This window comes from Archangium violaceum (assembly GCF_016859125.1).
GTDB classification, from domain to species: Bacteria; Myxococcota; Myxococcia; order Myxococcales; family Myxococcaceae; genus Archangium; species Archangium violaceum_A.
The window spans coordinates 7,437,823-7,449,868 of the sequence record NZ_CP069338.1 but is presented as its reverse complement, the minus strand read 5'-3'; the positions used below and the strand labels follow the sequence as shown (position 1 = coordinate 7,449,868).

Annotated in this window: 9 protein-coding genes; 5 read left to right on the top strand and 4 right to left on the bottom strand. The window is 68.5% G+C overall.

The features are described from left to right. Positions 1 to 32: 32 nt before the first annotated feature. The 4 genes from JQX13_RS31930 to JQX13_RS31915 all read left to right on the top strand — a co-directional run bounded on the left by JQX13_RS31930 (position 33) and on the right by JQX13_RS31915 (position 2,918). Positions 33 to 257, top strand: a complete 225-nt coding sequence (locus JQX13_RS31930) for a hypothetical protein (protein ID WP_203403256.1) — start codon at positions 33 to 35, stop codon at positions 255 to 257. Next, complete coding sequence (locus JQX13_RS31925; RefSeq protein ID WP_203403255.1) at positions 248 to 412, top strand: hypothetical protein; 165 nt, start codon at positions 248 to 250, stop codon at positions 410 to 412. Before JQX13_RS31930 ends, JQX13_RS31925 begins: the two co-directional genes overlap by 10 nt. Positions 413 to 510: 98 nt before the next feature. Then, positions 511 to 1,377, top strand: a complete 867-nt coding sequence (locus JQX13_RS31920) for a hypothetical protein (protein WP_203403254.1) — start codon at positions 511 to 513, stop codon at positions 1,375 to 1,377. An 80-nt stretch (positions 1,378 to 1,457) separates the two neighbouring features. Continuing rightward, on the top strand, positions 1,458 to 2,918 hold the full coding sequence (locus tag JQX13_RS31915) for a POT family MFS transporter (RefSeq protein WP_203403253.1): 1,461 nt from the start codon (positions 1,458 to 1,460) through the stop codon (positions 2,916 to 2,918). 119 nt (positions 2,919 to 3,037) lie between these two features. Here JQX13_RS31915 and JQX13_RS31910 read toward each other — a convergent pair whose 3' ends face one another. The 4 genes from JQX13_RS31910 to JQX13_RS31895 form a co-directional block, all read right to left on the bottom strand. Next, the gene (locus JQX13_RS31910) at positions 3,038 to 4,438 is read right to left on the bottom strand and encodes a peptide MFS transporter (protein ID WP_203403252.1); all 1,401 of its coding nucleotides are present in this window, start codon (positions 4,436 to 4,438) and stop codon (positions 3,038 to 3,040) included. Positions 4,439 to 4,540: 102 nt separating this feature from the next. Beyond that, on the bottom strand, positions 4,541 to 7,402 hold the full coding sequence (locus JQX13_RS31905; RefSeq protein WP_239013975.1) for an ATP-binding protein: 2,862 nt from the start codon (positions 7,400 to 7,402) through the stop codon (positions 4,541 to 4,543). 62 nt (positions 7,403 to 7,464) lie between these two features. Continuing rightward, entirely contained in the window at positions 7,465 to 8,256 is a 792-nt protein-coding gene (locus JQX13_RS31900) for a class I SAM-dependent methyltransferase (RefSeq protein WP_203403251.1), read from the bottom strand. Further along, positions 8,253 to 10,673 (bottom strand): PilZ domain-containing protein, encoded by a 2,421-nt coding sequence (locus JQX13_RS31895; protein WP_203403250.1) that lies wholly within the window; start codon positions 10,671 to 10,673, stop codon positions 8,253 to 8,255. The genes JQX13_RS31900 and JQX13_RS31895 overlap by 4 nt, the downstream gene beginning before the upstream one ends. Positions 10,674 to 11,047: 374 nt before the next feature. On the opposite strand from JQX13_RS31895, the gene nadA reads away from it, so the two are divergent. Next, positions 11,048 to 11,980, top strand: a complete 933-nt coding sequence (gene nadA / locus JQX13_RS31890; protein WP_203403249.1) for a quinolinate synthase NadA — start codon at positions 11,048 to 11,050, stop codon at positions 11,978 to 11,980. The last annotated feature ends 66 nt before the right edge of the window (positions 11,981 to 12,046 follow it).

Below are 12,046 nucleotides of genomic sequence, written 5' to 3'. Positions count from 1 at the left end.
AGGCCGATTCCACGCGGAGAAAAGCGTTCAGCGTGGCCTCGCTCACCAAGGCCGGCGCCAGCGCCGCGGCCATCGTCGCCTCACGCGCGCTGGGGCTCGGGGCCCTCGGCCTCGTCCTCGGAATCGTGGCCTTCTTCGTCGAGCGAGGCACCGGGCTGCTCGCGCACGCCTGGGAGCCCTGGAGCTACGTCGTCTACGCCCTGCTCCCCGCCTACATGTCGGAGAGCAGACGCGCGATCAGGGCGCCGTGGAGCTGACACTCGCCCGGCTCCAGGAGCTCGCCGACAAGGAGCTCGACGGCCAGGTGATGGACGCACTGGATGGGGCGCGCAACAAGCAGGCGATTCTCTGGGGGGCGCTCTTCGTCGGAGGCGTGGCGCTCCCGCCGCTCGTGCTCCTGCTGCTGCGGTAGGCCTCGCGGGGACGGGAGTATCCCGCCAGGACGTGTGTTGATCTTCTCGTCACCCCACCGGACAGGCGTCTCGCCGCCGGTCGCCCGGGAGTAGAACCATGTGGAAATCAGTGGGACTGTTTCTGGCCGTGTCGCTGGTGGGACTCGGCTCCGGTAGCGCCGAGGCCCGCTTCGGCAAGAGATCACGCCCCTCGTCCCAGCCGTCGCCTGGAACACCGAGCAACGGCGGGAGCAGGCCCCACCCCCGCCCGCATAACCCGTACCAGGGCTGGCCGTATGGGGGATATTACGGGTACTACGGCAACCCGTGGGTCCGGTACTACTACGACCCCGCGTGGGCCTGGCCGTACCTGGGTCCTGGCCGTCCGTACTACGGCAGGTATTACGACTTGATGTGGCGCAACCGGCTGGTGCCGCGCCCGAGCGCGCAGGTGGAGAGCGCCGCGCAGCCCCTCCAGGTGGACCTCACGGCGGACGCGGGTTTCGTCGCGCAGGGCTATGCGATGGGGCTGGGGCTGCAGGCGGATGGCAAGCAGCTGGGCTTTGGCATGAAGCTCCACATGTTCAACCTGGCGACGGATGATGGTTCGCCGGGCCGGGATCACATCTCCCTGCTGGCGCTCAAGCCGAGCGTGTTGCTGGTATCGAACGAGAATCTGCGCGTGCGCGTGTCCGGCGGCCTGGACGTGGCCTTCGCTCCGGACGTCACCTTCGTGGGCCCCGGGCTGGGCGCGAGCACGCTGCTGCGGCTGGCGGGTCCGCTGAAGTTGGAGGCGAGCACCAACCTGACGCCCCTGCCCTTCATCCAGCTCAACGGGGACGCGGGACTGGCGGTGGAGCTCGGACCGGTGCGGCTGCGCGGGGGCTACCGCGCCATCTACCTGGACGACCAGGGGCACGTGGACGGCCACCGCAACCGCGAGCTCTTCGCTGGCCCCTACGCCGGCCTGGCGCTGGTCCTCTAGCGGCTCGTGGGTTGTGCCCGGGGCCACCCCTGGGGTAGGCACGACGGTTGGACCCCCTACCGACGAGGAATCCCCCGTCCATGGCCAGCACGCCCGGCGCCACGACCCGCGACCGCTTCCCGCCGCAGATTCCCTTCATCATCGGCAACGAAGCCTGTGAGCGCTTCAGCTTCTACGGGATGAGGAACATCCTCACGGTGTTCCTCATCGACTACCTGCTGCGCAACGCCGTCCCCGACGAGGGCGCCCGCTCCGCCCAGGCCAAGAGCCTGATGCACCTCTTCATGGCGGGCGTGTACTTCTTCCCGTTGATGGGCGGCTACCTCGCGGACCGGTGGCTCGGGAAGTACAAGGTCATCCTCTCGCTGAGCCTGGTGTACTGCCTGGGCCACGCGTGCCTGGCCCTCTTCGAGACGAATCCCACGGGCTTCTACACGGGCCTGGTCCTCATCTCCGTGGGCAGCGGCGGCATCAAGCCGTGCGTGAGCGCCATGGTGGGGGACCAGTTCAACGCGTCCAACAAGCACCTGGTGAAGAAGGTCTTCGCCATCTTCTACTGGACCATCAACTTCGGGTCCTTCTTCGCCTCGCTGCTCATCCCCCTGACGCTCAAGCACCTGGGGCCCGCCGTGGCGTTCGGCATCCCCGGCATCCTGATGTTCATCGCCACCATCATCTTCTGGGCGGGCCGCCGGCACTACGTCGTGGTGCCCCCCACCGGCCCCAACCCCCACTCCTTCCTCAAGGTGGTGGCCTCGGCGCTCCGCCACCGCAAGCCCGGCGCGCACTGGCTCGACGGCGCCACGAAGGAGCACCCCGCCGAGGCCGTGGAGGGCGCCAAGGCCGTCCTCCGCATCAGCACCCTGCTGCTGCCCACCATCCCGTTCTTCTGGATGCTCTTCGACCAGAAGGCCTCCACGTGGGTCATCCAGGCGCGCGCCATGGATCCGCAGGTCGGCCCCGTCACCTTCCAGCCGAGCCAGATGCAGTTCATCAACCCGGCCCTGGTGATGATCCTCATCCCCGTCCTCGTGGGCGTGGTGTACCCCGCATTCCAGCGCTCGGGCTGGGAGCTCACCCCGCTGCGCCGCATGCCGCTGGGGCTCGCCGTGGGCGCGTTCTCGTACGCCATCGCCGGCTACTACCAGGTGCTCATCGAGCAGGGCTCCACGCTCAACATCGCCTGGCAGTTGCTGCCCTACATCGTCCTGACGCTGTCGGAGATCCTCGTCTCCACCACCGGCCTCGAGTTCGCCTACACCCAGGCCCCGCGCGAGATGAAGGGCATCATCCAGAGCCTCTGGCTGCTCACCACCACGCTGGCCAACGTGGCCGTGGCCATCGCCGCCGCGCTCAACGTCTTCACCGGCGCCGGCCAGTTCTTCTTCTACGGAGGCCTGGCGCTCCTGGCCGCCGTGGCCATGGCCCTCATGGCGCGCAACTACCAGGTCCGCGACTACTACCAGGAGGACACCACCGGTCCCGTCCCCGACCGAGCCCAGCCTCCCGCCACGACCGTGGGCGAGCAGAAGGCACTGTAGGTCCGCGGACTGGATGGGTTAAGGCATGAAAAAGGGCCCCGAGCGTCTCCGCCCGGGGCCCTTTCTTCATTCGGGGACGACGACCCCCACCCCGGCCCTCTCCCGGAGGGAGAGGGAGGTCAGGCCACCTGGGGCTTGACCTGCTCCGAATCGGAGGCCGACTGCTCGGCCGCCGCGGGATTCATCTCGTCCGCGCCGTGCATCATCCGCTTGAGCAGCGGCGCCAGGGCCAGCAGTACCGCGCCCGCCACGGCGGTGGCGATGGTGATGGCCAGGAAGAGGTTGAACTCGCCCAGCTGCTCGGCATAGCCGCCGATGAGGCCCGCCAGGTAGTTGGCCACCGCGTTGGCGATGAACCACACGCCCATCAGCAGCGAGGCGAACCGCGTCGGCGCCAGCTTCGTCACCATGGAGAGGCCCACCGGCGACAGGCACAGCTCGCCCGCCGTGTGGAAGAAGTAGGCCGCCACCACCCACATCAGCGCCGCCTTGCCCGCCGCCTCGCTCTGCTTGGAAGCGCCCAGCATGAACACGAAGCCGAACGACACCAGCAGCAGGCCCATGGCCATCTTCGCCGGGATGGAGGGGTCCTTGCTCCGCCGGCCCAGCCCCGTCCACATCTCCGCGAAGATGGGGCCCAGCAGCATGATGAAGAGCGGGTTCACGGCCTGGAACCAGGTGGTGGGCACCTCCCAGCCGAACACGCCCCGGTCCACCTTGGCGTCCGTGTAGAGGTTCATCAGGCCACCGGCCTGCTCGAAGGCCGCCCAGAAGAAGACGACGAAGAGCGCCAGCACGAGGATGACGATGACGCGATCCCTCTCCTCACGGGTGAGGGCCACTGCGGGAGCCTCGGACGCGCCCACCTTGCGCTCCACCGGCCTCGGCGCCAGGCCCACGTTGCCCAGCAGGCGCTTGCCCAGGGCCAGGAAGACGAGCACGCCCAGTCCCATGCCCACGCCCGCGGAGCCAAAGCCATACATCCAGCCGAACTTCTCGCCCAGCGTGCCGCACACCGCCGAGGCCAGGAACGCGCCCACGTTGATGCCGATATAGAAGATGGTGAAGGCACCATCCCGGCGCGGATCACCGGGCGCGTACAGCCCGCCCACCATGGTGGAGATGTTCGGCTTGAAGAAGCCGTTGCCCACCACCAACAGGCCCAGGCCCGTGTAGAAGAGCGACTCCGAGTTGCCAGGCATGGCCAGGACGAACTGGCCCAACATCATCAGGATGCCGCCGAGCGTGACCGACAGCCGCTGCCCCAGGTAACGGTCCGCGAGGAGGCCGCCGAACACGGGCGTGGCGTACACGAGGCCCGTGTAGATGCCGAAGATCTGCAGCGCCTTGGCCTGGCTCCAACCAAACCCGCCCTCGTTGGTGGCGCCCACCATGTAGAGCACCAGCAGGGCGCGCATGCCGTAATAGCTCATGCGCTCCCACATCTCGGTGGTGAACAGCAGGTAAAGGCCCTTGGGATGACCCCGGGTGGGGGCCGGCGCGGCCGTGCTCTGTGCCATGCGAAGGTTTCCTCGCGAGTGGGGAGAAAAGGGGAAAAAAGGCTCCTGGTTCTACCAGAAGCACACCCCACCTGTCAGAACGGTCGCGAGTAGCGGGCGGCCCTACGTGCGCCAATGCGGCTGGATGGGGCGTCCCTCGGAGAGCAGCGGCGGGAGGATGCGATCCGGATCCGCCTCGAGCGGCAGCCGGACCTCCACGCGCGTGCCCTTGCCGTAGTCACTGAAGACACGGATGCGTCCACCCTGACGCAGGACGATGCGCTGGCAGAGCGCCAGCCCCAGGCCCGTCCCCTCGCCCGCGTCCCGGGTGGAGAAGAAGGGCTGGAAGAGCCGCTCCATGTGCTCGGGCTTGATGCCCACGCCGTTGTCGATGATGGACACCACCGCGTCCCCACCGTCGCGCGCCGTGGACACCCTGACGATCCCGTCCGGCCCGATGGCGCGCACCGCGTTGTCCAGCAGGTTCACCCAGACCTGGTTGAGCGAGCCCGGATCGCTCCACACCGGATCCGGGCACTGGTAGTCGCGCTCCACCTTCATGCCGGGGGGCAGCCGCCACGAGAGCGCCTGCACGCTGGCGTCCAGCGAGGCACCCAGGTCCACCGCCACCGCCTTGCTGCCGGTGCGCACGAAGGACAGCAGGCCCTCGGCCAGGCCCCGGATGCGCTGCCCGCACTCCTCGATGAGATCCAACATGGCCACGGCCATGGCTGGATCCGGGGTGCCGCTGGTGAGGCTCTCGCGCAGCGGCTGCAGCGCGTTCATCAGACCGTTGAGGGGGTTGCGCACCTCGTGGGCGAAGCCCGAGGTGAGCAGGCCCGTGGCCGCCAGCCGCTCGTTCTCCGCCGCGCGCACCGCCGCGTCGCGCAGGCGCAGCTGCGCCTCGATGCGCGCCAGCATCTCCCGGGGCGAGAAGGGCTTGCCCAGGTAGTCATTGGCGCCCATGGACAACCCCTCCACCTTCGCGTCCACCTCCTGACGCGCGGTGAGCATGATGATGGGCGTGTCCACCGTCTCCGGAGAGCTGCGCAGCGCCGCCAGCATCTGGATGCCCGACATCACCGGCATCATCACGTCCGAGACGATGAGATCCGGCCGCTCCTTCTGGGCCGTCCGCAGGCCCTCCTCGCCGTTGGTGGCCTCCAGCAGCCGGTAGTAGGGCTTGAGCACGCCGCGCAGGAAGGCGCGGATCTCCGGCTCGTCCTCCACCAGCAGCACGCGCGGAGCATCCGGGCCGGCCTCGGCGTCCGGAGGAGCGGGCAACGCCTCGACGGCGGGCGTGCTCATGGGGCTCTCGGGCTCCAGCATGGCCGCCACGTCCGCCGAGCGGCGCAGCGAGGGACGGTTCACCACCGGCTCGTCGGCGCTGCTCGTGAGCACCTCGTCGCGCACGTGCGCGGTGCCCTTGCGCAGCCACACGTGGAAGTTGGAGCCCTTGCCCAGATCGCTGGACACCTCGATACCGCCCGTGTGCAGCTCCAGCGTCTCCTTCACCAGCGCAAGGCCGATGCCCGTGCCACCGAAGCGCCGCGTGCCGCTCGAGTCCGCCTGGGCGAAGCGGTCGAAGATGACCGAGAGATCCTGCGAGGCGATACCCACGCCCGTGTCGATCACCTCCACGTGCACCCAGGTGTCGTCCTCGCGCAGGCGCACCGTCACCTTGCCCTGGGAGGTGAACTTGAGGGCGTTGGAGATGAGGTTCTGGAAGACGCTCTCGATACGCGCCACGTCCACGTGGACCGGCGTCGTCACCGTGCCCTCCAGCTCGAGCTCCAGTCCCTTCTTGTCCGCCAGCACCTCGAAGGGCACCAGCAGCGAGGAGAGGAAGCCCTGGATGTCCAACGGCTCGTAGCGCAGCTTCGTCTTGCCCGCCTCGAGCTTCGTCAGATCCAACAGGTTGTTGATGAGCCGCAGCAGGCGCGAGGCGCTCCGGTTCATCGTCTCCAGGTGCTGGCGCACGGGAGCATCGAACTCCTCCGGGCCGCGCTGCAGCAGCGAGTCCAGCGTGAGGAGGATGAGCGTGAGCGGCGTGCGCAGCTCGTGGCTCACGTTGTCGAAGAACTCGCTCTTGAGCCGGTCCAGCTCCTTCTGCTTGGCGAGCGCCGCCTCCAGCCGCACGTTGGTCTCGGTCAACTCGCGCGTGCGAGCCACGACCCGGTCCTCCAGCGCGACGTTGATGCGGAACATCTCGTCGTAGCGCTGCTGGAGCTCCTCGAGCGAGCCCATCATGCCCTCGGCCTGCTCGTTGAGCGCCGCGTCCTTGCGGCGCATCTCCCGCCGCAGGTCGATCCAACTGCCCAGCGACACCCCGGCCAGGGACAGCGACGTCACGGTGAAGGCGGGATGGCCCAACCCCAGGATGCTCGCGCCCACCCCGCTGATCGCGCCCAGCACCAGGCCGGTATAGCGGCCCCACACGGGCAGCGGGTCCATCCAGCGCAGGTGGTAGCGGCAGCAGTCGGCGCCGTTCACCTGGCACTGGCTCTCGCTCACGTCGGCCGGGGGCAGGCCCCAGATGGTGGGGAACGAGGCGAACTGGCCCATGCGCAGCTCGCAGATGTGCCGGCCCTGCTCGGGCACGGAGCTGCGGTAGGCCAGCACCATCCGCTCGCGCTCGAGCTGCTCGATCTCGAACTGGCCCACCCGGTTGTAGCTGTAGCTGAGCTCCACCGTCTTGCGGAAGCAGATCTCCAGCGAGCCGAAGGCGCGGACCATGTAGTACGCGAACCCGAGCGCCTCGGGGCCGGCCATGGAGAGACCCGCCTTGCGCATGAACTGGCTGTCGCCCGACTCGGTGACCAGGACGTCGGCCAGCTTCTCCAGGAACGGCAGGGAGATGAAGTTGGTGGGCGTGCGGAGGTAGTCCAGGGACAGGCTGAAGGAGTGCCGGCGGAAGATGTCCGCGAGCCGGGCGGCCCCATAGCGCCGCTCGAAGTAGAGCAGCAGCGTGGACGTCGTGCGCACGCTCACCTCCGGAGCGTTGTCCGGATGCGGCCTCTGCTCACTCTCCTCCACTGCCCTCTGGTTCAAGGACGCGTTCCCTCTGTCACCAGCAGGATCGAGTACTTCAATGCGTCGGGATCCGCCAGCAACTCAAGGTACTTCTGACACATGGCCCGGTAGTCTTCCAGACCACCGAGCAAGGGGGCCACGGCGGGCTCCAGAGCGGAAAAACGTGTTTCCCAGTCCAGATGGGTGGCCGCGTCGGCGGAGCCCGCGATGACGTACTGGGGCAACAGGTGGACGCGGACCTGGGCCAGCCCCAATTGACGCATGGCGTTGAACACCTTGCGGCCCACATGGACATCCAGGCCGACGGTGCGCAGCAGCGCGTCGGTGAAGCGCACACACCAGTCGCGCAGGGGCTCGGGACAGGGCCAGTTGCACATCCCGAAGCCGTCGAACTCGGAGATGACCACCTTGCCACCAGGACGGGTCACTCGGGCGAGCTCCGCGAGCGCGTCCCAGCGCTCTGGCACGTACTGGAGGACGAACTGGCACCAGGTGAAGTCGAACGAGGCGTCCGGCAGCCCCGTGCGGCGCACGTCGCCCGAGACGAAGCGCACGTGGGGGTGGTGCTGGTTGAGCTGCCGGGCCTTCGCCAGCCGCTCCTCGCTGAGGTCCATGCCGGTGACGTGGCCCGTGGGCCCCACCAGCTCCGCGATGAGCTCCGTGATGCCACCTGGACCACACCCGGCGTCCAGCACCCGGGCTCCCCGCTGGAGACCGGCGGCCCCCAGCGCCTCGCGCGCGTTGCCCGACCGCTCCTGGACGAGCAGGCGGCGCGCCTCGTCGCTGGACTCCATGACGTATCTCACTCCACGCTCTCCTCGCCGGCCCAGTCGGGCGCGGGGGCACCCCCGAGCCGTTCGAACACGGAGCGCCACAGCTCACACACCCGGCGGATCATCGAGCGGTGGAAGATCCACTCGGAGAAGCGGCCCAGGTTCTGGAACCCCGCCTCCTCGAGCACTCCGGCCTCTTCATCCTCCACCAGGGCGATGGCGGAGGGCCGACCGCGCTCGCGGGCATGCTCCACGCAGCGCTGGATGAGCGCCTGCGTGGCCGCGCGCGCCTGGGGGTGGGACCGGTTGGGCACGAGCAGCCAGAAGGCGTTCGTCTTCTCGAGGAGGTTGAGCCCCGGGGTGCCCTCCTCGCAGAGGGCCACGGCCAGGGGCATGAACTCCCCATCCACGACGAAGACGCGGCGGCGCCGGTGCAGCCCCTTCGCCCGGAAGCGCTCGCTCAACGCGCTCAGGTCCACCTCGTCCGTGAGCAGATCCTCGCTCAGCACCCGGACGAGCTCCCCGCGGTCGCGCAGGTGCAGCTCGATCCACACGAAGTCGGTGCGCACCCCATCCCGCACGCGCGGCAGCGACGGATCGGGAGTGGGCCGCGCGTCCGTGAGCGGCAGGCGCATGTAGCAGAAATGGCGCAGGAAGCTCAGTCCTGGCGTCTCCAGGGCTCGCGCGAGCCAACCGATGCGGCGGCTCGGCCAGCGGTTGTCCTTGCGCCAGGAGTAGCGGATGAACTCGATGTCCTGCTGCACCTCGCCCAGCTCGACGGCGAGGTTGCTCAATTCGTAGGAGACCTGCTCATTGCGGCGCACACCGGGCCGCACCGCGAGGTGTTGCACGAGCCAGGTGCGCGAGTGGATGCGCAGGCCGGAGATCTGCCCCAGCAGGCCCTTCTCGCTGGTGTAGACGAGCGCGCGCCCCAGGTCCCCCGTGGAATACACCTTGCGGTGGGTGTCCTGGAGGGTGTCCAGCTGCGAGTCGTCCCCGAAGGGGTAGTCCGGATGGAAGCGGTAGCGGGCCTCCTCCATCAGGTGCCAGATGTCCCGGAAGGGAACGTCGCACCCCTCGGAGACGGACTGGCAGCGCGAGGACATGAAGGCCCGCAGGATGGCGTCGCGGGCGGTCTGGGAGAGCCCCGAGAAGCGCGCGCCGGCGCGGAAGGGCCGCAGGCCTCCCGAGAGCCGGCCATCCGAGGGCACCCCGTGGATGGAGCGCACCTCCAGCTGGCATTTCTCGGACGTCCCATCCGGCAGGAGCAGCGAGACGTCGAGCCGCGAGCCCGCGGGGATGATCTCGTTGGAGGCATCGAAGGGGAAGGAGAGCCCGCCGACGCTCAGGTCGAGCGCGGCCCGGGTGGTCTGATGGCCGGAGATGGGGGCCTGGAAGGAGATGAGGAAGCGGTCGTTGGGCCCGGGCTTGAAGCGCGGCAGGCTGCGCCAGTTGCGGATGACGAGCGAGCGCGGCACATGCAACACCATCCTCCCGTCCGGCTCGTTGACGAGCAGGTTGCAGACCCCCGAGTAGCTCTGCCCGCCCATCTCGAAGAACAGGTCCACCTCGTCGCCCGCCCAGCCCTCCAGCATGCCTGAGGACTGGCAACACAGGACGGCCACCCCGTCCACCATGTCCACGACGGGCGCGTCCAGGCGCAGCTGCACGGAGGGGTCGTTCACACGCTGGAGCCAGAGGATGGCCCCGCGCCGCAGCGCCTTGCGCAGCGTGGCCACCACCTCGGACTGGGCCTCCATCGTCACGCCGGGCACCGGCGGCGGCGGGTGCATGGCGGTCGCCCAGGAGATGCCCAGGCGCAGGTGCTCCCCCGACTCGTCGTGCACCAGCAGCGCCCGCTGCACGTGCGCCCAGGGCGTCTTGAAGAGGAGCCGCCCCTCACGCTCGATGCGCAGCGACTCCAGCGCCGAGCCCGGCGGGAAGTGGACCAGGGGGATGCTGCCCGGCAGCAACAGCGTGGCGCCGAAGTTGCCGATCTCCGAGCACCGGGCCTCCTGGGCCTGTTCGTTCAGCGTGAAGTGCACCGAGTACGTCGAGGGAGGCACGGTGATGCTGGCCGAGCCCCGGTGCTGCAGCAGGTGCGAGAGGGTACGACCCAGCTCCGGCCCCGAGAGCGCCTCGTCGAGGACGCTGAAGACATGGCCCTCGGCGGCGCTCTGAATCAACTCGGCCAGCCCCGCGGGGTCGGACTTGGAGCAGATGAAGACACGCAGCGCGTCCGGAGCGGTGTGGGCCACCTGCCTCAGGAAGAGCCGGGCATCGTCCGGGGGGGCGATGATGAGCGCCGGAGCCGCGTTGGCCATCTTGAAGGCCGCCTCGGTCTTGGACTCCACCGCCACCACACGGTACGAGGGAAGGGCCGAGGCCAGCGCGGCCCGCCTGCCCGCGTTCGGGTGTACGACCAGGACGTCTCGAATCGGGACACTCATGTACCCCTCCTCAGCAGGCAGGCCACTCAACAGTACCCGGCGCAAATCGATCGCTCTTCCGGGTGCGGCCCACGTGCCCGTGCCGCCCCTCCCCCTTCCGCTCCTGCCACGAGAAAGCCTTTTCCAACGTCCAGCATCCAGGACACCAGGTGATCGGGCTTCATCCGCAGCCATGCGGTCCCGGGAATATCTTAGCGGGTCCCTGGATGGTTGGCGTCAAGTGTCCTGGCGGGATCTATCCCCTGATGCTTCCCGGCGAACCAGGAGGGCGCTCCCCTGGCCGCATACCCCGAGGTCGGACACCTGCTGGCTTCGGGGCATTCGTCCTTGGCCCCCATGGGACCGGCCGGTTAAATGAGCCAGAAGGAGACGCGATGGGCGCCGAAGTGGACTACGAGCGGGAAATCCAGGAACTAAAGCGGAAACTCAACGCCGTCATCCTCGCCCACTACTACCAGGAGAGCGAGATCCAGGACGTGGCGGACTTCGTCGGGGACAGCCTGGCGCTCGCCCAGGCCGCGGCGAAGACGAAGGCGGACGTCATCGTGTTCTGCGGCGTCCACTTCATGGCGGAGACGGCGAAGATCCTCAATCCGGGCAGGCAGGTGCTGCTGCCGGACCTGAAGGCGGGCTGCTCCCTGTCGGACCGCTGCCCACCGGTGGCCTTCCGGGCCTTCAAGGAGAAGCACCCGGACCACTTCGTGGTGAGCTACGTCAACAGCTCCGCCGCCGTGAAGGCGATGAGCGACGTCATCTGCACCTCCTCCAACGCGGTGAAGATCGTCAACCAGGTCCCCAGGGACCGGCGCATCCTCTTCGCGCCGGACCAGCACCTGGGCCGCTATGTGATGAAGCAGACCGGCCGGGACATGGTGCTGTGGCCGGGCAGCTGCATCGTCCATGAGATATTCAGCGAGAAGCGCCTGGTGCAGCTCAAGGTCCAACACCCCGAGGCGGAGGTGGTGGCGCACCCCGAGTGCGAGGAGCCCGTGCTGCGGCACGCCGACTACATCGGCTCGACCAAGGGGCTGCTGGACCATGTCCTCAAGAGCCCCAAGCGGGAGTTCATCGTGGTGACGGAGGCCGGCATCCTCCACCAGATGAAGCGCGGCGCGCCGGAGAAGACCTTCATCCCCGCCCCACCGGACAATGGTTGCTCCTGCAACGAATGTCCTTATATGCGGCTCAACACGATGGAGAAGCTCTACCGGTGCATGAAGGACCGGACACCGGAGCTGACGTTGCCGGCCGACCTGCAGTCCGCCGCGCTGGCGCCGCTGCAGCGAATGCTGGAATGGTCACAGTGAGGTGGTGACGCACCGCGCCGTCTGTCGCGGTTGCGGCAAATCCGTCATCCCCCCTGATTCGTACCT